General features: G+C 36.8%; 18 protein-coding genes. 13 read left to right on the top strand and 5 right to left on the bottom strand.

Annotation, left to right across the window (positions count from 1 at the left end):
- Nucleotides 1–56: 56 nt before the first annotated feature.
- Both AOC36_RS08865 and AOC36_RS08860 read right to left on the bottom strand, forming a co-directional pair.
- The gene (locus tag AOC36_RS08865; RefSeq protein WP_067633473.1) at nucleotides 57–665 is read right to left on the bottom strand and encodes an HAD family hydrolase; all 609 of its coding nucleotides are present in this window, start codon (nucleotides 663–665) and stop codon (nucleotides 57–59) included.
- Nucleotides 662–2,056: a phosphoglucomutase/phosphomannomutase family protein gene (locus AOC36_RS08860; protein WP_067633471.1), complete on the bottom strand. Its 1,395-nt coding sequence runs from the start codon at nucleotides 2,054–2,056 to the stop codon at nucleotides 662–664. Before AOC36_RS08860 ends, AOC36_RS08865 begins: the two co-directional genes overlap by 4 nt.
- Nucleotides 2,057–2,216: 160 nt before the next feature.
- On the opposite strand from AOC36_RS08860, the gene AOC36_RS08855 reads away from it, so the two are divergent.
- From AOC36_RS08855 to AOC36_RS08820, 8 genes are all read left to right on the top strand, one after another.
- Nucleotides 2,217–3,233, top strand: coding sequence for an ABC transporter substrate-binding protein (locus tag AOC36_RS08855; RefSeq protein WP_067633469.1), 1,017 nt, complete (start codon nucleotides 2,217–2,219; stop codon nucleotides 3,231–3,233).
- 51 nt (nucleotides 3,234–3,284) lie between these two features.
- Nucleotides 3,285–4,349, top strand: a complete 1,065-nt coding sequence (locus AOC36_RS08850; RefSeq protein ID WP_067633467.1) for an ABC transporter ATP-binding protein — start codon at nucleotides 3,285–3,287, stop codon at nucleotides 4,347–4,349.
- Entirely contained in the window at nucleotides 4,342–5,997 is a 1,656-nt protein-coding gene (locus AOC36_RS08845) for an ABC transporter permease (protein ID WP_067633465.1), read from the top strand. The genes AOC36_RS08850 and AOC36_RS08845 overlap by 8 nt, the downstream gene beginning before the upstream one ends.
- 9 nt (nucleotides 5,998–6,006) lie before the next feature.
- A complete protein-coding gene (locus AOC36_RS08840) occupies nucleotides 6,007–7,737 on the top strand; it encodes a sensor histidine kinase (RefSeq protein ID WP_067633463.1) in 1,731 nt (576 codons plus the stop codon).
- Nucleotides 7,709–8,488, top strand: a complete 780-nt coding sequence (locus tag AOC36_RS08835) for a response regulator transcription factor (RefSeq protein ID WP_067633461.1) — start codon at nucleotides 7,709–7,711, stop codon at nucleotides 8,486–8,488. Before AOC36_RS08840 ends, AOC36_RS08835 begins: the two co-directional genes overlap by 29 nt.
- A 662-nt stretch (nucleotides 8,489–9,150) precedes the next feature.
- Complete coding sequence (locus tag AOC36_RS08830; protein ID WP_067633458.1) at nucleotides 9,151–10,506, top strand: PTS sugar transporter subunit IIC; 1,356 nt, start codon at nucleotides 9,151–9,153, stop codon at nucleotides 10,504–10,506.
- Between the two features lie 57 nt (nucleotides 10,507–10,563).
- Nucleotides 10,564–11,010, top strand: coding sequence for a DUF3284 domain-containing protein (locus AOC36_RS08825; protein WP_067633456.1), 447 nt, complete (start codon nucleotides 10,564–10,566; stop codon nucleotides 11,008–11,010).
- A 29-nt stretch (nucleotides 11,011–11,039) separates the two neighbouring features.
- Nucleotides 11,040–11,438, top strand: coding sequence for a hypothetical protein (locus tag AOC36_RS08820; RefSeq protein WP_067633454.1), 399 nt, complete (start codon nucleotides 11,040–11,042; stop codon nucleotides 11,436–11,438).
- Nucleotides 11,439–11,478: 40 nt separating this feature from the next.
- On the opposite strand, the gene AOC36_RS08815 is transcribed toward AOC36_RS08820, so the two are convergent.
- On the bottom strand, nucleotides 11,479–11,994 hold the full coding sequence (locus AOC36_RS08815) for a CarD family transcriptional regulator (RefSeq protein WP_067633452.1): 516 nt from the start codon (nucleotides 11,992–11,994) through the stop codon (nucleotides 11,479–11,481).
- 139 nt (nucleotides 11,995–12,133) lie between these two features.
- On the opposite strand from AOC36_RS08815, the gene AOC36_RS08810 reads away from it, so the two are divergent.
- The 3 genes from AOC36_RS08810 to AOC36_RS08800 all read left to right on the top strand — a co-directional run bounded on the left by AOC36_RS08810 (nucleotide 12,134) and on the right by AOC36_RS08800 (nucleotide 15,080).
- Nucleotides 12,134–13,294: a cation:dicarboxylate symporter family transporter gene (locus tag AOC36_RS08810; RefSeq protein ID WP_067633450.1), complete on the top strand. Its 1,161-nt coding sequence runs from the start codon at nucleotides 12,134–12,136 to the stop codon at nucleotides 13,292–13,294.
- Between the two features lie 16 nt (nucleotides 13,295–13,310).
- Entirely contained in the window at nucleotides 13,311–14,654 is a 1,344-nt protein-coding gene (locus AOC36_RS08805; protein WP_099091541.1) for a TrkH family potassium uptake protein, read from the top strand.
- A gap of 207 nt (nucleotides 14,655–14,861) precedes the next feature.
- Nucleotides 14,862–15,080, top strand: coding sequence for a hypothetical protein (locus tag AOC36_RS08800; RefSeq protein ID WP_067633448.1), 219 nt, complete (start codon nucleotides 14,862–14,864; stop codon nucleotides 15,078–15,080).
- 227 nt (nucleotides 15,081–15,307) lie between these two features.
- Here AOC36_RS08800 and AOC36_RS08795 read toward each other — a convergent pair whose 3' ends face one another.
- Together AOC36_RS08795 and AOC36_RS08790 are read right to left on the bottom strand one after the other, a co-directional pair.
- Nucleotides 15,308–16,783 carry an ISL3 family transposase gene (locus tag AOC36_RS08795; protein ID WP_067629964.1) on the bottom strand — a complete coding sequence of 492 codons (1,476 nt, stop codon included), beginning with the start codon at nucleotides 16,781–16,783 and terminating at the stop codon, nucleotides 15,308–15,310.
- Between the two features lie 133 nt (nucleotides 16,784–16,916).
- Nucleotides 16,917–17,387: a DUF6431 domain-containing protein gene (locus AOC36_RS08790; protein ID WP_067633446.1), complete on the bottom strand. Its 471-nt coding sequence runs from the start codon at nucleotides 17,385–17,387 to the stop codon at nucleotides 16,917–16,919.
- Between the two features lie 478 nt (nucleotides 17,388–17,865).
- Between AOC36_RS08790 and AOC36_RS08785 the strand changes: the two genes are divergently transcribed.
- Together AOC36_RS08785 and AOC36_RS08780 are read left to right on the top strand one after the other, a co-directional pair.
- Nucleotides 17,866–19,842, top strand: coding sequence for a hypothetical protein (locus AOC36_RS08785; protein ID WP_067633444.1), 1,977 nt, complete (start codon nucleotides 17,866–17,868; stop codon nucleotides 19,840–19,842).
- 161 nt (nucleotides 19,843–20,003) lie between these two features.
- A complete protein-coding gene (locus tag AOC36_RS08780) occupies nucleotides 20,004–20,549 on the top strand; it encodes a hypothetical protein (protein ID WP_067633442.1) in 546 nt (181 codons plus the stop codon).
- Nucleotides 20,550–20,552: the final 3 nt, after the last annotated feature.

Genomic DNA, 20,552 nt, shown 5'->3' with positions numbered 1-20,552 from the left:
GGTACATAAAAAAATGAATGAAAACACCCGCTTAAGGTTATCGAGCGGGTGTTGTTTTATGGCAGTAAGTTTAAGTTGTGAAGGGTTTTTTTAAAAGCCTCAAGACTTCCTGTATAGTGAAATGTATGAATACCAAGGGATGAAGCAGCCTGAATGTTTGCCAGTGAATCATCAATAAACAAAGACTCTTGGCCTATGATATCAAAATGGTTCAAAAGATATTCATAGATTGCTTTATCTGGTTTTGATATGTTAATATCGCCAGATATGAGTAAGCCATCAAAGTATTGAAAGACATCATAGGTATCTTTATAGGTATGAAACAGGGGTGCTGCGTTTGAACAAAGATAGATCTTATACCCGTGTTCTTTAAGTTTTTTCACAAGTTCAGTCATTGACTTATCTTCTATTTTATAGTGATACCATGTCGAGAAGAGCTCTTTGATGATGGCAGGGTCTATCATAGGGCAGCGTTTCAATGCAACCTCACATGCGTCATCAAAGCTGACATCACCATTATCCAAGCTTGCCCATAACCCTGAATAGAAGATGGATTCCTTAAGGACTTTGATCGTGTCAAGGTCTTGTGTAAAGTGACTTAAGATGTATTCGGGTGAAAATGACATGAGCACATTTCCCATATCAAAGATCATGTTTTTAATCATAGTTGTAAGAATCCTTCCATTGTTTTAACTAAGGAATCTACAGTCTCTTTAGAACCTGCTTCTGCAAAGATGCGCAAGAGTGGTTCAGTGCCTGAAAAGCGTGCGCTTACCCATGAGTCATCTTCAAACACAATCTTTAAACCATCAAGATAGCTTACCGTTTTAATTGGTAAGGGCATCGTTGGAATTTCTTTAAGTTCAAATAATGTATGAATTAACGCGTTTTTCTTTTCGTTTGAGAAGCTGTAGTCTCTTTCTTCATTATAACATGAACCATACCGTGCATAGAGGTCTTTAACCAATTCATGAATCGTTTTGTTAGTAACTGCAATCATTTCAACCAAGATACTTGCAGCTAAGATTCCATCTTTCCCATTGATATGACCACGTATTGTGAGTCCACCACTGGATTCACCACCAATAATGGCTTGGTGTTGTTGCATAGCAGAAGAAATGTGTTTAAACCCAACGGGTGTTTCAATGCATTTTTCACCGTGTTCTTTCGCAATACGATCAAGTAGATGTGTCGTAGAAAGGTTTCGTACCACAGGCCCTTTCCATCCTTTTTCCTCCAATAGATACTGATAAATCAATGAGATGAGTAGATTGGGATGAATGTAATTTCCATACTCATCCACAATCCCAATACGGTCTGCATCACCATCGGTAGCAATCCCTAAGTCATAATGATTCTCTTTGACCATATCACTGAGTTTATTGAGTGTTTGCGAGGTAGGAGCTGGTAGTTTGCCTCCAAATAGTGTGTCATGTCGATCGTTAATAATATCCACATCACAGCGTACTGTATTTAAGATAATTGAAAGTGTTGTCTTGGATACCCCATGCATTGTATCCACAAGAATGCGCAGATTTCGTTTGCGAATTGTATCCCCATCAATAAAGTTCAAGATATGATCAATGTATTCATTCTTAGGTTGAATGATTTCCACACGACCTTCTTTTAATCCTTTATCAAAATCCATTGACTGTACAGGTGCCAAGTGTTCTAAATTTTGTGAGAGCTTTTGTGTCACTTTTTCCGTCGCATCACGGCCCCCTTTTGTAAAGATTTTTATCCCGTTATATACGGCTGGATTATGACTTGCGGTTATCGAAAAGCTATAGTCTACATCGTATTTCATGGCAGCAAACATGACTAAGGGTGTAGGCGCTGCTGCGTTCATAAAGTATACCTTAACATGATTACCGATAAATACTTCCGCAAGCCACTTTGAAGCGATGTCTGATAAGAAACGCCGATCATAGCCAATTACCACAGCTTTCTTATTGTTGAGTTCAGGGATAACGGATTGTGCGAGTTTTTGTACATTTTCTTTTGTAAAGCCATCGCCAATGATTGCACGCCAGCCTCCAGTTCCAAATTGAATCATAATGCTCCTCCTCTTTAATGCTTATTTTTACACGGACATGAAAACTTACGCAATGACCTGCTCGAAATTTGAACATATTGACTGGATTGTCGCGTTCTCAAGTGTTTTTGTATGTGTTATTCTAGTTGTGTAAACTGAAAGCGTTTGCGAGGGAGGAACTATGAAACGAATTATTAAAGCGTTCACATTGGTGTTGTGTTTATCATTATTGAGTGCCTGTGGATCATCATCAGGTACAGGGGATAAAGAAAGCAATACGCTCACACTTTATTCACCACACCCTGCAGAAACCATTAACTTAATTGTTAAGGAATTCCAAGAGAAAACAGGGATTCAGGTGGATGTAGTTGCAGCAGGAACTGGCGAACTTCTAAAACGTGTTGAATCAGAAGACGGGCAACCTTTAGGTGATGTATTGTGGGGTGGAGGCGCTGAATCATTAGCTGCCTATACAGACTACTTTGAAGCTTATGAATCACCAGAACTTAAGAATATTGATAGTATCTATTATGATCCAGCATTCAAATGGATTGGGGAAAGTCCATTACCAATGGTATTAATGTATAATACAAACTTGGTATCTGAAAGTGATGCACCGACATCATGGAATGATGTCTTAAATCCAGCATTTAAAGGTCAAATCGCGATGGCAGATCCTGCGAAAAGCGGTTCAGCATATACGATTATGGCAACCATGATCCAAGCCTTTGGTAAAGATGATGGTAAAGGTTGGGACTTTATGAAACAATTTTATGCAAACCTTGATGGCAAGATTCTTACCAGTTCATCAGGTGTCTACAAAGGTGTTGCAGATGGGGAATATGCATTGGGATTAACACTTGAAAAAGAAGCAGTTAAATATGTTGCAAGTGGTGCTCCTGTGAAAATAGTTTACCCAGAGGAAGGCACTTCAGCAATTCCAGATGGTGTTGCGATTATTAAAGACGCGAAAAACCTAGACAATGCGAAGAAATTTGTGGATTTTGTACTCAGTACAGAAACACAAGAAATTATGTCATCAGAATTAAGTCGCCGTTCAATTCGTAAAGATGCGAAAGCGCCTGAAGGATTAATACCATTAGCAGATATTAAGTTGGTTGATTATGACTTTGACTGGGCTGCAATGGATAAAGACGCAATCCTTAAACAATGGAAAGATATTGTTGTAGGTGAATAGTTAACGAAAAGAGGGAGTTCCTCTTTTTGTATTAGGGAAGGAATATGAATTATGAGTGTAGATGTAGCAATTAAAAATACAGTGAAATATTATGGAACATTCAAAGCCATCGATGATGTGTCTATCACAATTGAAGAAGGTGAGTTTTTTACCTTGCTGGGTCCCAGTGGATGTGGTAAAACTACACTACTGCGTATGATTGCAGGGTTCAACAGTATTGAACAAGGGGGCATCTATTTTGGGGATAAGAAAATCAACGATATGCCAGCGCATAAGCGTGACATCGGTATGGTGTTTCAAAACTATGCAGTGTTCCCACATCTTTCAATCTATGACAATGTAGGATATGGACTCAAAGCACGAAAAGTACCAAAAGATAAAGCCCATGAGCGCATTATGAAGGCTCTGGACATTGTTCAGATCTCTGATTTAAAAGATCGTATGCCGTCTGCCTTATCAGGTGGACAACAACAACGGGTTGCACTTGCACGTGCCATCGTTATTGAACCTAAGATATTACTGATGGATGAGCCATTGAGTAATTTGGATGCAAAGTTACGGATTCAAATGAGAACAATCATTCGTAAACTTCAAAAACAACTCAATATCACAACCATCTATGTTACCCATGATCAAGAAGAAGCATTGGCGATTTCAGATCGTATTGCGGTAATGAATAAGGGTAAAGTGGAACAGATTGATGCGCCTGATCGGCTGTATCAAAGTCCACAAAACAAGTTTGTATCCAATTTTATTGGTACCTCTAATTTCTTAAATGGTGTCGTAAAAGACTCTAAAACACTTGTGATTGGCGATTACACAGTAACTAAACCCAATAAAGGAAACCAAGGGGATCAAATCTTAGTTTCAGTACGTCCAGAGCAATTCAGATTTGCGTCCAATAATGTAGGACTAAGAGGAACCATTATTCTTGCGACTTTCTTAGGTGATTTTGTGAACTATGAAATTAAGCTGGATAATGGAGATGTTGTTGAAGTGAATGAGTACACCCAAAATGGGATGGGAATACGAAAAGAAACCAACGTTTATCTACAGCTTGATGAAGCAATGATCAACATCTATGACGCTGAAGGTAAGGTGAACTTAAATGGGTAAAACTTTGAATCGAAGAAATCTTGATTTTTGGTTCTTTGCGAAAATAGGGATTTTTCTAATCTTTGCTATTTTTCTGATGTATCCGTTCTTTTCACTGTTTGGAAGAAGCTTCTTATCCTATGAAGGGGAGTTTACGTTAGATAATTTCAAGACATTTTTTACATATAAGTATTACTACGAGACTTTATTTCGGTCCTTGAAAGTATCAGCAAGTGCAACCATAGGGGCAGTGATTATTGGGGTACCTTTAGCCTATATCACATCACGCTATAATATATGGGGTAAACGAATTGTGAATGTGATGATTATTATGTCGTTACTGTCACCACCGTTTATTGGTGCTTATTCATGGATTTTACTGCTTGGAAGAAATGGAACCATTACACGTTTTCTTGATACGCTTGGAATCCACTTCCCATCTATTTATGGGTTTTGGGGAATCATTCTTGTTTTTACACTGAAACTATACCCATATGTGTATTTGTATGTATCTGGAGCTTTGGATAGCATTGATAGTTCATTGGAAGAAGCTGCTGAGAATTTAGGGATGAGTAAGTGGAAACGCATGATGACTGTCACCTTTCCAGTAATCCTTCCAACAATTGCGGCAGGTGCTGTCATGGTCTTTATGTCTAGTCTTGCTGACTTTGGAACACCAATGCTAATTGGTGAAGGATATAAAGTATTGCCTGTATTGGTGTATGAAGAGTTTATGAGTGAAATGGGGGGGAACCCAGGACTTGCATCTGCACTCAGTATTATTGTAGTATGCTGTTCACTCTCAGTACTTTTATATCAAAAACGAGTTGTTGCGAAAAAACAATATACGATGAGTACACTTCGACCTCCTAAGATTGAACAACTAAAAATCATCCCAAGAGTTCTGTTAACTCTGGGTGTATTTATTGTGACATCCATTACATTCTTACCACAGGTTGTTGTGGTCTATACGTCGTTTTTAAAAACTAATGGACCGGTATTTGTGAAAGGCTTTAGTTTAGACAGTTATCAAACAATATTCTATAAACTGGGTATGAACATTCGCAATACCTTCACCTATTCAACCGTAGCGATTGTCTTGATTATTGGTTTAGGCATCATTATTGCGTATCTTATCACAAAACGTCGCAGTAAGAGTTCAGATATTCTTGATATATTGGTGATGTTCCCTTATGTTATTCCAGGTGCAGTCCTTGGAATTGGTCTTCTACTTGCATTTAAAAAAGGACCAATCGTACTTGCAGGAACTCCTTACATTATGATTATTGCCTATGTCATTCGAAAAATGCCCTTTACCGTACGGTCATCCAGTGCAATTCTTCAACAAGTGGATCAAAGTGTGGAAGAAGCTTCGATTAATTTAGGGGTGTCCCCAATGAAATCATTCTTCTTAATTACTGCACGGTTGATGCTACCTGGTATTGTGTCAGGTGCAATCTTAAGTTGGATTAGTACCATTAATGAACTGAGTTCAAGTATTATGCTATATACTGGGAAAACTGCTACAATTTCAGTCGCAATCTATACTGAGGTTGTACGAGCTAGTTTTGGTACCGCTGCAGCGCTTGCTAGTATCCTAACACTTGCTACTTTACTATCCTTTGTGTTATTTAGTATAATAAGTAAGGGTAAGGTATCAGTTGTTTAGGGGAGTATTATGAAAATTAAAACCAAGAAAAGTATTAAAAGGAAATTATTGTGGATGATTATTTTATCATCAATACTTCCTTTACTGCTACTTGGTTTTTTTTCGGTGTTCTTTATCACGCGCACAACAAATACGAGTTTAACTCAACGCCTTGATGAAGTACTCTTAACAGCAGATGACATTTTAAGTTCAACCATTGAATCACAACAGTTCACCATAAAGAACTTAAAAAATTCGCTATTGGAACATGACCTTATAGGGAAAGAAACCATAACTCCAGATCAACAAAAAGGCATTGAGACAGCGTTTTTTCATACATTAAATCGGGATTTAGGAGCGATGAATTTATATTATGTCAGTATAAGTGGTCAGCATGTTGGCACAGATCGACTGCCTGAACTGTATTCATATCCGACGAATAAGAATTGGGGTGTGTATCGCTTCGCGCAAAATGAGGACACACATTTTTATGCCAATGCTTATAAGGTAAATGATTCATTTTATAATGCATACTCCATTGTATACAGTGTGATACAAGACGATGTACACACCGGGTATTTGATACTTGATGTGTCAACAGAATATATTCAATCTTTATTTAGTAGTGTAAAGGGAACATCCTATGGTTATGTTCAGTTTATTTTGGCTTCAAAGTATGACACGGTAATCTATAATGATTCCTACTTCTACAACAACATTGGGCTTATAAAGAATGTATTGGCTCAAGATGGTACCAACACAGGGGTATCATCATTAAAAGAGAACACGTTGAAAACCATTGAGAATGCAGCGTATGGATATCAGATATATGGTTTGATTCACAATCGATTGGTATATGATCAAGGAAAGATGCTGGCATCACTCATTGTCTTACTCATCATTACAACCATTATTTTATCGTTCTATATTGGAAACGGACTCACACAATCCATTGTGACCCCCATCAATAGTCTTGTGAACAAGATGAACGCTTATAAAAATTATGACAGCACACTGGAAATCTTGGATCAAAAGGATGAGATTTCACGACTATCCAATCAGTTTGATTTGTTAATTGATCGCATTGAAAAGTATCACAAACTGAATTTGGAGAAACAAGATTTGATGCGACAAGCAGAGATTAAGTCTTTGATGTCGCAAATTAACCCGCACTTTATTAATAACACCTTGGATTCGATTAAGTGGAAAGCAAAACTTAAAGAATATGATGACATTCAAGAAATGGTGACAAAGTTAAGTGTCTTATTATTGAGTGCAATGAATAATCGAGATCAGTTTTGTACCCTTGAAGAAGAAATCGAAATGGTATCCAGTTACATCAGTATCCAACAGATACGCTATGAAGACCGTTTAAATTTCATGCTTGGAATTCAGTCTGAAGCGTATTGCATCCAAATACCGCGACTTATCTTACAACCTATCATTGAAAACTCTATTATCCATGGCATTGAACCGATGGATCGAAAAGGCATTGTGGAAGTGAGTGGTTGGGTTGATGATACCCATGATTATTTGTATTTAACGGTTGCAGACAATGGTGTTGGAACGGATGCCTGTTTTGAAGACATTTCACATTCTGGGATTGGTCTTCAAAACGTAAATCACCGCATTAAACTACATTATGGAAACCAGTATGGTTTGTGGTGGGAAAGCAAAAAGGACATTGGAACCGTTGTATATATCAAGATTCCAATAAGTAGGGAGGAAGCATATGATTCGTGTACTGGTAGTGGAAGATGAAAAGATTGCACGGAAAGGTTTGATTATCACTACACCTTGGGAACGATGGGGATTAGAAGTCATTGCGGAAGCATCCAATGGTAAAGAAGGACTTGCATTAGCAAACAAACTAAATCCAGATATTATCATGACTGATATTCGTATGCCAATTATGGATGGACTGGACATGATTGAAGCACTCTCGCAAACTGGTGAGTCAATCTTTATTGTAATGAGTGCATTTAGTGAGTTTGAATATGCCAAAAAAGCTTTGCAATATGGTGCTGTTGATTATCTCATTAAACCCTTTAGTGATGAACAGTTGAATGATGCTTTAGTCAAAGCAGTGGATAATGTAAAAGCACTCCAAACTCTGAAGCGACAACAAACTGTAACACGAAATGATATGTTGAATACCATGGATCGGTACTTATCTAAAAGTAAACGCAGTCAACATTTGAAGATTATCGCAGCATTGGATTATATACATGAACATTACGCTAAAGAAGTATCCATATCGAATTGCTGTGATATTTTGGATGTATCGGAGAGTTCATTGAGTCGTTTGTTTCGGTCTGAAACAAGCTTTAGTTTCCATGAGTATCTGACCATCTACCGGATAAAGATTGCGTGTGAACTGCTTCTAGATCCTAACCTGATGATATATGAAGTTGCGAAGTGTGTTGGATATCGGGATCAACGATACTTCAGTGTTGTCTTTAAAAAATACATGGGGATGACCCCTAACCATTACAAAGAGGTTTATCAGTAACCTCTTTTTTTCACTCATTTATTCCACATAATTTCGAGGTAAAACATTTATTTAAGTGTTTAAAGTGTCAGATTGTTTAGTGACACATGAGATTGTGTGACCAGTGTCACATAATTAAAGGTGTTTTCAGCTCATTAAAGGGAGAAATAGGCGCATTTGTTTGTTTTTTTGAACTTTTATTTCAAAGTTTCACAATTTTATTTCAAGATTATGTTGAACCTTTTGTTCTTGTTATGGATGATATAAACACTAAAATCAGATTCATAACATGTAGAAACATCGAATTTATGACCGAGAATTCACATATTAATGCTAATTTCATTTGTGATAAATAAAGTGTTTTGAGTAAAAAACGACCATTTTAAGTGGATAGAGTGTGAAATGACGGTAAAATGTAATAAAAGTTAAGATAGAGACAAAAAAAATTTTTGAAACATAGGTCCTTTTATAAAAATGTATAATGACGATAAACCATGTAAATAGTAGATAATAGGGGTATCTATTGAAATAAAATTTCTATATATCAATAAATTATGTGAAACCACCACATTTTTTGTGATAATGTGTGATTTATCGCTTGAAAACGCTAACACAGTGTGATATTATTTCAATGTCAAAGTTGCTTAGGCGCTTTACCACAAAATTTGGTCTAGGAGGTAAACATGGACAAATTTATGGAAATTGCTGCTAAAGTTGGCTCGAATAAGTATATGATTGCTATTCGTGACGGTTTTGCATCTACAATGCCATTATTAATGGCTGGTGCAGTCGCTACGATGATTAACAACGTATTCTTTGTTTCTTGGTCACTATTAGCTGGTATTATTGGTGGGGAAAACCCTGCTGAACACCCATTCTTTATATGGGCAGGTCAATGGGTCGCTCCATTCTTCAGTGCTATCGATCCAGGTACACTGTCATTAACTGCATTCGCTGTAGCTTTAGGTATTGCTTACATTAGAGCTAAAGACGAAGATGTAGATCCACTTTCAACAGTATTAATTACTGCTGGTGCATTCTTCATCTTAGGTCCTAAAACACGTGTTAGTGAAGTAGCATCATACATCGCTGACTACTATGGAGCTATGGGTATCTTGGTTGGTATGCTAACTGGTTTAATTGCTCCACTTATCTTCATTAAGATTGTTAAAAAAGGTTGGATTATTAAAATGCCTGATATGGTGCCACCTGCAGTTGGACGCGCGTTTGCTGCGATCATTCCAGGTTTCATTACATTATCTGCATTTGCTTTAGTACCATACCTATTCTCAATTGGTGCTTCAACTGGCTTCTTAGCGGAAGGTTCAGCATCAAATATCTTCGCATTATTTGAAGAAACAATGCAAGCTGGATTAATGAGAATCTTCGGTGGTCAATCTACTGATGCATTCTTACCTGGTCTATTGGGTGCTGTATTCTTCAAGATGTCACAAACAATTCTATGGTTTGCTGGTCTACACGGACCTAACTTGACAGCTCCTGTACAATCTCCAATCTGGGGAACATTTGATACACTTAACGTACAAGCATTTGCTCAATACGGTAAAGACGCTGTTCTATATCCTTGGACAGGAACAAGCTGGGTAATCTATGCTGACCTTGGTGGTTCAGGGGCAACTCTAGGACTTATCATCGCACTTAAATTCTTCAACAAACGTCCAGATGCTAAGGAAATCGCTAATATCTCATTGGCTCCTGGTATCTTCGAAATCAACGAACCAATTATCTTCGGTATTCCTATCGTTCTTAACCCTACATACTTAATTCCATTTGTAATATCAACACCATTGTTGACTGCAATCGGATTTATCTTAACTTGGGTTGGATTTGCTGGACGCGTTGTAAATAGTATTCCTTGGACAACACCTCCAATCTTAGGTGCTGCGATGGCTACTAACTTCAACATAGGAGCAATCATTACTTCAATTATCTGTTTAGCAGTTTCTGTAGTAATCTACGTACCATTCGTATTGTTATCAAATAAAGAATTTGAAAAACAACTTGCAGAACAAGCTTAATAATATATAATGTAAAGAGTGGGTTTCCACTCTTTCTTTTCTTACTCGAGGTGAATTATGAAGAACAAAGCTGTATTTAACTATCCAATCGAAGTCGTATATCAAGCAATTGCACAACTGATTGTTGATAATGCAAATGCATATAATGATAATAAGTATACACTGGATACGGTTCACAAGATCGATTATAAGTTTAAAATTGAGACCACGATGGGGCCTTTTATGAATTATTCTAAGGTTGTGGACGTTAAACCAAATGAGTCAATATCATATACGATACATCGTGAAAAGATGGAGAAATACCTTGTAACATATAACCTCATCAAAGAGTCTGATGATAAAACGCGTTTAGACTATCGTTATGAACTTGAAACGGATAAGAAATCGGATTCATTAAATCATATGCTTGTATCGTGGTTGTATAAGTTAAAACAAAATAAGAAGTTTAAGGAAATGCGTGATTACTTAAACACTCAGTGTGAACTGATTGTTTCTAACAAGTAATTGCGGATGCATAGAATGGTTGTTAAATTATGAAAGTAAAATATAGAGATAAACTCAGAGAATTTAAAAAAGGGACTGTGTCCAATATATTAATGATAGCAGGTGTGTTTGCGATTGATTTGATTACGGTCATGTTACAAATAACTGCTGCACATAATAACAATACCAATACAGAAACAACTCAGTTGATACTCAATTGGTCATTGGTTACCTATATTATTATTTATGCATTATTGTTGTATGCTTATATTAACCTCAATAAAGGGAACTTTAAACTCATGAGACGGTTGATGTTGATCATTATCGCAATCTCAATCATGAATCTATTGACCTTCATGTATGCGGGGTATGTATTCTCGTTTATATTGATTGTTCCTATATTGATGCTGGTGTATATTCAACAAAAAGCAAAAGACTTTATTCATTAACCATCAAAAACAAAACCTCTTGCAGTAATGTAAGAGGTTTTTATGTATTAAGCAATCGCGTGCTGCGTTTTTTTAACTGTCCGTTGAGGTACTTTGTTGCATCACTTAAATCTAAGTGAAGTGCAAGTGCTGCTTCAATCGCGAGTTGGTGAATTGCCTTTTCATAAAGGACACGTTCTCGCTTTGGCATTGATCGTTCTTCTTTCTCGTTTCGCACTTTACCATCATGTAAGTAAATTAATAAGTCAAAGCGCTCTTCTAGGTCTGTTAAGGCTACCATGTTGGATATCTTTTTCCAACGTTCATGGTATTTTGCTTCTTGTCGATACGGTGTTGATATAATTGCGTCGAGGTGTTCTTTCATCACCTCTGGTTTAGCGAAAGGTCGTGTGCGATCATCAATCTGGTCAATGGGAACATAAATATATGTATCCTCATTTTGAACGTCTTGGAGTTTTAAATACTGTTTAATCTTGCCGTTTACATTCTTTGTAACTTCTCCGATGACTCTACAAAGTCCATAACCGACATGAAATAAATAATCATTACGAATCATTAAATCACTCCTTTCCTATATTATACCACTTATTGACCCTCATGTTTGCAATTGAAAAATTCTCTAAAGATTGTGAGTCCAGTTCACAATAACTTGGTTGATATGGTATAATTCAACAATATATTAGGGGGCGTCTACCATGAAAAAGTTTTCTTTAGCAACACAAGTCTTTATCGCAATGATTCTTGCGCTGGGATTTGGTCAAATTAAAATTCTTCCTGAAGTGATATTTCAGGGATTTGCGACATTTACAGGGTTCTTTGGAGCCTTCTTATCGTTTTTTATTCCAATCCTTGTGTTAGGGTTAATTGTTCACAGTATTACACAACTTGCATCCATGGCACATAAGATATTGATTAAGTCATTACTCTTGTGTTGGATCTTAACTGCATGTGCAGTCACAATCGCATCACTTGTTGGGTTTAATCTTTTTCCACACATACTGAGTACAACGGATGTTGTATTAAACAATGACACTGCAAGTGTAAGTGCACTGATGGAGTTTTCACTGATTCCACTTTTTAAAGTGTTTGAAGCAACCGTACTTGCGCTAATGATTGGATTAGCCCTTGCATCACTCTCAAAACACAATAAAGGCATCACCATGCGCAAGTTCTTTGGTGATTTCTATGAAGTCGTCCTTGTCATCTTAAAATCATTTGTAGTACCCTGCATTCCATTTTATATCTTTGCGAACTTCGCAATCTTAAGTTATACCAATCAAGTGTTTGTGATTATTGGTCAATACTGGAAGGTTTATGGTGTCATCTTTGCCCTTCATTTCACTGTATTAGGTTTGGGATATTTGGTGGTTTCAATTGTGAAGAAACGCTCATTTATTGAATTGATCCGACATGTAACCCCAGCATATCTTGTAGGATTTGGTACGCAGTCTTCAGCTGCATCTATCCCTGCAAACTTGGAAGCGGCTCAAAAGATGAATATTTCCAGGGAAACACGTGAGTTTACAGTACCATTGACAGCCACAACCCTTGCCTTAGGCAGTACCATTACACTAACGCTGTGTTTAATCTCTTCGTTCATTATCTTTGACATGATGCCAGAAATGAACGTAATAATTCCCTTTTTAATCGCTTTTTCGTTTATAATGGTAGTAATACCAGGTGCACCTGGTGGTGCGGTCATGACGGCACTTCCTTATCTCACAATGGTAGGGATCGAACCATCAAGCCTCATCGCACAGCTTATGATTACACTCTATATTACCCAAGATTCATTTGGGACCGCTGCAAATGTCGCAGGGGATAATATCATTGGTATCTTTGTAGATAAACCTTAGGTCAAGGAGGCCCATTATGTCACGTCTCAACATGTGGTATAAGAAACTCACAATCTTTCAAGCCGTTATCTTAGGCTTTGTGATTATTAATGTGATCGGTGCAATTCTATTGTACCTACCGTTTTCATCACGCAATCACATACATACGTCTTTTATTGACGCCTTATTTACTGCCACTTCAGCACTGAGTGTCACCGGAAGTATTGTGGTCAATACCGCAACACACTGGACACGATTTGGTCAAACAATCATTCTCATCCTTGTGGAAATCGGGGGATTAGGGGTGATGACCATCCTAATCTTCTTTTTCTTTTTCTTAGGGAAAAAGATGAATATACGCCAACAACGCCTCATGCAAGAAACCCTGAATATTTCTGATCTATCACAAACAGGGGAAGTGGTCCGATATGTGTTGTATTTCTCGTTAATTGTTCAAGTAATCGGAGCACTTATTTTATCCATTGACTTCATTCCTCAATTTGGATTAGCCGATGGTATCTATTATTCGATCTTTCACAGTGTCTCCGCCTTTTGTAGTGGGGGATTTGACTTATTTGGAGGTAACATCCTTCGGTTTCAAAACAACCCACTGGTAATGCTCACCCTGACTTCATTGATTATCTGTGGGGGTTTGGGGTTTATTGTATGGCGTGATTTACTTACCTATCACAAGACCAAGAAACTCCTTTTACACACACGTTTTGTCCTAACATCATTGTTTATCCTTATGTCAATCAGTGTCATCACATTGTGGTTAAGTGAAAGCAGTCGGGGTGCCTTTGACAATATTGATCCACGGTTTAGATGGGTTCATTATATGTTTCTTGCAATCTCACCAACAACCGCTGGTTTTTCCAATGTGGACTATAATCACATTTCAATGTTTGGCATCTTCGCAACGATTATATTGATGTTTATTGGTGGAGCACCGGGTTCTACTGCTGGGGGAGTTAAAGTCACCACAATCGGTGTCGTGATGATTTACTTAGTCTCAAGCTTCAGAAACAAACAACCGACCTACAAACACCGTTCATTATCCGATAACTTAATTCGTCGATCATTGTTTATTATTCTCTTTGGACTGTTATTGGTGTTAGGTGCAACCTTGATTCTATTGGGAACCGAGACCATTCCAAATGGCTTTGGCCTTGAATACATCTTAATGGAAGTCGTCTCCAGTTTCTCAACAGCAGGACTCTCCTTAGGATTAACTGGACGCATTACAACGATTGGTAAATGTGTGCTTATTGTTCTTATGTTTATTGGTCGTGTGGGTCTTGTAACCTTCTTCTGGTCATCTTCATCACGTTCACAAGAAGTGAAAGTGAAGTATCCAGAAGGTAGTATCCTGGTCGGATAAACCCAAAGAATTCCCCTTAAACGGTATTAATCATTATAAAAATCAGTTATAATATAGGTAAATACATACAAAACAGTCATTGATAGAGGTGATCACATAAACAAACCCCGCGATAATAAACCTAAAGGGGCGTGGTTCATCAATCAATTACAAAAAGTAGTATATTAGAAAGGGGAACGGTGAGGTTTTAATCATCTCAATATCATTATGAAGAAACTTTTACGATCAGTATTCGTCGCACTAGTTCTATTCATCGCATCTTCTACACCAATAAGTGCTATAGACACATTGGTGGATTCTAGCGATGTATCTGTTGGAACAACCATGAACCAAGAGCACTCAAGTCACTATTTATATATACTGGGTATTCTTGTTCTAACAGGAAGTATTGTGGGAATGTATCAAAAGAAATACGACGAGGATTAGTCTTCAAACCAAAAGCACTATGGGGATATATACCTATAGTGCTTTTAAGTGAAACGATAATAAAAAAGGCGGTCTGAAATAACTTGGGGATAATTCAGAAAATGATATAAAATAACTTGGGGAGTAAGTTACCCCAAACAAGTTTGTTAAAGACCAAAGGGAAGCGTAGTCGCACATGACTATAGCTTCCCTCTTTTTGTTATAGTATATCAATAATGAGTCATTTCTTAAGAGAGTCCTTTGTCATAGGTTGTTTTAATTATTGGGTTAATTCGATATGTTGCGTCTTCATTAAGCACATACAACACACGATTCCTAAACCGCTCCCAATTACGATAGCCACTTGCATTGTTTTTTATTTGCTTGATTATGCGATTTCGATTCTCAATCAACGCACTGTTTATGTGTGTTATGGAAACTTCATAATGGGTTTCTCCTGTTTTCTTATTTGTGACCTTTGTGCATTTTTCTACTTTATTGAAAGTTGCGACAATTTCATTTTTCCACTTTCCTAAAGTTCGGCTAAAATCAACGATTGATGCAACTCTACTCTGAGCCATCACTCTGATGAGTGTGTTCAGATTCTCGTGTGCATTCTCAGCTTTTGATTCATTGAAGAATTGATCGAGTAAGAACTTCATGTTATATGCATCTTCAAGGCCATTGCTCGTTTGAAGAATTAGGTCTATTATGTCGTAAAGGTTTAGAAACTTTCCCAATTTCTTATTGCGTTGTTTCGGTACATTTGGATCAAATATATTGTATTTCTTATCTTTAACTGTGGTTGTTGCTTTGGGGTTTTTATAGAGTAACCAGTTGAACTTTTTAAGCAGATAGTATTGCTGGTCACGCTTATAATATTCTTGTCTTTTGACTTTATCTTCTGTTTGCTTCCAGTTCTTAGGAGGTTTTAGTTTCTTCATAGTGTCTACCCTAATAGAGTCGATACGTTTCATTAAATCACTATAAACATGAAAACGATCAACACTGATAAACGCGTTTGGAAGGAATTGTTTTGCGACGACTCTATAGCTATACCACATGTCGATTCCAATACCTAAGACTCCTTTGCGTTCTTCAAGGGGGATTTGGCTAAAATACGCGACTAAGTCTTGTTTCTTACGGGACGGTAATATATCTACGATATTCTTTGTCATTGCATCAATAAGAACGCATACATAATCACTGCGATCACTGTGGTACGCATAACATTCATCAATAAGCAGATAAGCGGGTAGTTTTTGTCTGGAGACAGAAACGTGGGAATCGAAAATAGATGATACTGTAGTGGGAGATAACCGATATCTATTGGCAACTGTGGTAAACGTTTCATGTGGCGATTTAAGATCATTCAGGACATTATATACGGTCAGCTGAGTAATCTTCATATTTCGATACGCAAATGGATTGTGTTCAAAAAAGCATTTATTACACGTTGTGCATTTATAACGTCGTGCACGGTAACGAATGTAACAGGGTATATGTGTTACCAGTGAGTGGAGAAGCTTCTTTTCAGAATAATCTTTGATTGTGGATGTTTTGCTTTCACAAATTGGGCATGTTTGTTCCTCTACCTGAAGCGTAATGTACACATTCAATGCGTCACTTTGACCTTTGATATCAATCTTCTGGACTTGATGGTGTTCTAAGTTAAATAATTCAAGAATTTTTTCGTTACTTAAAAGAGTGGCATTAGCGTTCATAGAAACCCTGCCTCTCTTTGACTATTTTGATAAGGTTTCATTATGTATCTTGCTCCTAAATATAAAAATGATTGTCTGTTATTTAAATAACCATCTTCATTATATTCAATCTGAGGAGTTAAAACTATTTTTCTCATGTTGGTGAAGTAATGGCGGAATGATAGATATTCCGTTTTGTGGATAATATGAAGTAATTCAATCGTTCCAAATAACTTAAATGTCTCACCGATTCATAATCGTTAAAACGTATTTTTATCCGAATATATGTTGATTCATCAATATCAGTTAAAAGCGTGCTATCAAGTTCATGGGTTAATATTATTTCAATTGTGGGTACAGACAGTTGAAAATAGGGAAGTAAGTTACTTGGTATTATTGCATGAGTTCTCTTACATTGATTACAAAAGAAACGTGCGATTTCTACGACAATGGTTAATCGCCCAGTAATTATGGTTTTCGGATAGTATCCATAACGAATCAGTGTATCTGTTTTTGAACAGCACGGACAAGGTATTGTTTTTGGATTAATTGAATTGATAAATTTGTAATATTCCTTTTGAGAAAACTGTTTATTATTGAATGTGTTTGAGAAAACTGTTATCATATTCTTACTCCTTTATAGGAGGTATTGGATTGGTAGAAACTTAGGTCTGGAAACTTGGGGTTTCTACCATTTTATTAACCTCGTTAAACTAATAATACAAAAAAAATCACTTTAATACAGCACTTAATTGTGCATAAAGTAAAGTGATTTTTTATTCTGCTGGTCTAAGATAATCAGTTTACAACAGAAATCCCCAAACTTCTTTAAAGACAGAGGCTAGAGCAAGATTACCTCACCCCAAGAAATAGTGTTGCGAGTGAAAACCCCAAGTAAAGTTTAATATCCATAAAAAATCCACATAGCAAACCTTATAAAAATAGTTTATAATATAGTTATAACACATCACTTTTTTATGGTAAGGGTTGGTTCACAATTATTATAATGAGGGCAGTACGTGAACACGCTTTAAAGAATCATAAAAAATAGGAAGTGAATAACAATAAAGGGGACGGATGATTTTGATCATCTTAGTATAATTATGAAGAAACGAATCGGATTTACAGTGATGATGAGTGCGCTATTTTTAGCGTGCTTTACACCAATCTTTGCAGCAGAGGATACAACACCACCTCAAATCAGTAATATTACAATGGACAAAAGAGAATTTAAAGGCGGCGAAAGTGTTGTATTTAGCTTCAGTGGAACCGATGATTTATCGGGTATTGATACATATATGATGGAGTACACATTAAAAAGTGATCCTTCAAAACGAATTTCTATCCAAATTTACAATAACTCAAACACAAATAACTTTTCACAGTCATACACGATACCAACGACACTAAAACCTGGAGAATGGCAATTTGAAGTCGTTCAAGTATGGGACACTGCCGGGAATCTTAACACGTATTATCGAAACACAACCGATGAGAGTGTCACCATTAACTTCAGTGGTCTTGATTTTACACTCATCGAAGACCCAGCAGTTGATCTGACTTTTCCTGTATTACAAAGTGTTTCCATTAGTCCACAAGAAGTAAAAGCACCTGGATCGTTTACAGTCACAGTAAAAGCCACCGATAATGTTTCCCAAAACTTACATGTTTCAGTTTATATGGGTGGTATCAATACGGGTACAGATCTCACCAAGAAATCAGGAAATACCTATTCAACAACCTTCAATATTACCGCAGAAGATAAATACAAGAAAATTAAAATTGAACAAATTACACTCACAGATGAACAAGGGAATTCAGTTACGTATACTCATGATATGAGTAATGGTGGTTCAGACTTTGAAAGAAGACCCTTACCCAAAGAATATCTTGTGAAAATAAGTGGTATTACAACCGCTGATACCACCGCACCAACACTCATCAATTATAAAAAAGAACACAGTGTTGTGGGTGTTCCAGGCGTGTATCGACCAACAATCGAAGTTACAGATGATATATCAGGGTTTGAGCGTGCAAATATATCCATTGTGAAAGTCGAAAGTGTGGGCAATTATAGTCTTGGTTATATCGCAAATCTGTATGATTCTTCTAAGAATGGGAATAAATACAGTGGTGAATTAATTTTTGACCAATTTGAAGGTGAATCAACGTATCTTATTGAATCAATCGAACTCATTGATTATGCAGGAAACTCAAGTATTTACGCGATCAATGCAAGTGATCCAAACTATAAGATTCCGGAAAAAACCTTTAGTTTGAAACGCAATGATGTTTCCAATGTAAGCACTGGAACGATGACTGATGATTATGAATCCGTCATAAAGGATTCCAACGAAGATTCAATCATTTCAATTGACTCCACAAAGAATAGTATTGTGAAAGCAAGTGTATTTGAATCCATTCGAAACACGAGCAAAACCATTATCATCAATAACAGTGGGATTGAGTGGGTGTTTAACGGGAAAGATATTGTAAATGCAAGTAAAGATATTGACTCCAAAATCACAATCAGCACCTTTGTGAATGGTGGGGATATAGTGAATATTGAAAGCTATATACAAGGAGGAAATGGAATCATTATAGAATTTCCAGCCAATGGATTATTACCCGGGAAAGCGTTAGTCAAAATAAAAGCAGATTATACCTTAAGAAACTATATGGGTGACACTGATCTTTATGTTTATTATTATAATCAAGAAGATAATGGGCTTGAAGCCGTAGCAAACAAGATCAACATTTCCTCAGCAGGATACTATGAGTTCTATATCACACATAACAGCACTTATATCATCTCATCAAAGAAAGCAAATGCGGTGATCAAAGATGCCAGTGCAATCAATGAAACCATTAATAATGATGTTGTTAAACCAGAAGATATCATTGAAGTGAAAGAAAAAGAGGTTGTTGAAGAAACACCAATTGGTGATGTTCCAGTTGTTGTTGCACCAATAAACACAAAGAACACCATAAATCCATGGATACTTACCGGAGTTTTACTAACTGGCACGGGTATCGCCACGTATGTTTATCTAAGAAAAAAGAAATCAAAAAGTGTATGAATTTAAGAACCATCGAGGGAACCAATCATGAACCCCTCATGGTTCTTTTTAAAGCAGAAAATTCCTTTCCTTTACAAGAAAGAACCCTCAACCTAACACCGCCTTATTAATGATACACTAACTCTATATATGAATATCAAGATTCGGAGAGGAGTATATTCATGAATAAAATTAAACAGATAGGTGTTGTGTGTTTTGCAGTGATGCTTGCATTCTTTGCAACAACACTTACAGTATCAGCAGAAGTAACAAGCACTGAGCAACGAATTATTACTGCACTACAACAAACTAGAATTACAGAAAAATATATCACACTAACAAAACAACATCTCGCGAGTTCAAGTGTCAATCTTGATGAAGCAGCAGTGAATATTATCGTTAAGAATATAGAAGAAGCGAGTCTTATATTAGGGAATCAGTCAATTCAACAATTCTTGTCAAGTTCACCAGACGCAAGCCGTTTTGTTTCACTTGTTGTTGAAGCAGGTAGAGCTGCTGATTTAGTCGTGGTAGTAAACTTGGAGAATCACCTATTATCAACGATAAGTGGTATTCCTGTAAATAGTTTAATCAATGGTACAAATGCCGTAGATGACATTATTAAGAACACAGGAAGTGATTTCACAGGATCACTTGTTGTTGCAGCAGGTATTGTGACACTCTTAGGTGCGACGACATTCGTAGCGAAAAAGAAAGAACTCTTTTAATTC

This window comes from Erysipelothrix larvae (assembly GCF_001545095.1).
Taxonomy (GTDB): domain Bacteria; phylum Bacillota_I; class Bacilli_A; order Erysipelotrichales; family Erysipelotrichaceae; genus Erysipelothrix; species Erysipelothrix larvae.
This window is presented reverse-complemented; position numbering and strand designations above follow the sequence as displayed.

Coding starts and splice junctions, on each gene's coding strand:
- AOC36_RS08850 (WP_067633467.1), top strand. CDS start 3,285: ATGAGTGTAGATGTAGCAATTAAAAATACAGTGAAATATTATGGAACA.
- AOC36_RS08785 (WP_067633444.1), top strand. CDS start 17,866: ATGAAGAAACGAATCGGATTTACAGTGATGATGAGTGCGCTATTTTTA.
- AOC36_RS08795 (WP_067629964.1), bottom strand. CDS start 16,783: ATGAACGCTAATGCCACTCTTTTAAGTAACGAAAAAATTCTTGAATTA.
- AOC36_RS08820 (WP_067633454.1), top strand. CDS start 11,040: ATGAAAGTAAAATATAGAGATAAACTCAGAGAATTTAAAAAAGGGACT.
- AOC36_RS08780 (WP_067633442.1), top strand. CDS start 20,004: ATGAATAAAATTAAACAGATAGGTGTTGTGTGTTTTGCAGTGATGCTT.
- AOC36_RS08835 (WP_067633461.1), top strand. CDS start 7,709: ATGATTCGTGTACTGGTAGTGGAAGATGAAAAGATTGCACGGAAAGGT.
- AOC36_RS08855 (WP_067633469.1), top strand. CDS start 2,217: ATGAAACGAATTATTAAAGCGTTCACATTGGTGTTGTGTTTATCATTA.
- AOC36_RS08805 (WP_099091541.1), top strand. CDS start 13,311: ATGTCACGTCTCAACATGTGGTATAAGAAACTCACAATCTTTCAAGCC.
- AOC36_RS08860 (WP_067633471.1), bottom strand. CDS start 2,056: ATGATTCAATTTGGAACTGGAGGCTGGCGTGCAATCATTGGCGATGGC.
- AOC36_RS08840 (WP_067633463.1), top strand. CDS start 6,007: ATGAAAATTAAAACCAAGAAAAGTATTAAAAGGAAATTATTGTGGATG.
- AOC36_RS08815 (WP_067633452.1), bottom strand. CDS start 11,994: ATGATTCGTAATGATTATTTATTTCATGTCGGTTATGGACTTTGTAGA.
- AOC36_RS08810 (WP_067633450.1), top strand. CDS start 12,134: ATGAAAAAGTTTTCTTTAGCAACACAAGTCTTTATCGCAATGATTCTT.
- AOC36_RS08845 (WP_067633465.1), top strand. CDS start 4,342: ATGGGTAAAACTTTGAATCGAAGAAATCTTGATTTTTGGTTCTTTGCG.
- AOC36_RS08830 (WP_067633458.1), top strand. CDS start 9,151: ATGGACAAATTTATGGAAATTGCTGCTAAAGTTGGCTCGAATAAGTAT.
- AOC36_RS08800 (WP_067633448.1), top strand. CDS start 14,862: ATGAAGAAACTTTTACGATCAGTATTCGTCGCACTAGTTCTATTCATC.
- AOC36_RS08825 (WP_067633456.1), top strand. CDS start 10,564: ATGAAGAACAAAGCTGTATTTAACTATCCAATCGAAGTCGTATATCAA.
- AOC36_RS08865 (WP_067633473.1), bottom strand. CDS start 665: ATGATTAAAAACATGATCTTTGATATGGGAAATGTGCTCATGTCATTT.
- AOC36_RS08790 (WP_067633446.1), bottom strand. CDS start 17,387: ATGATAACAGTTTTCTCAAACACATTCAATAATAAACAGTTTTCTCAA.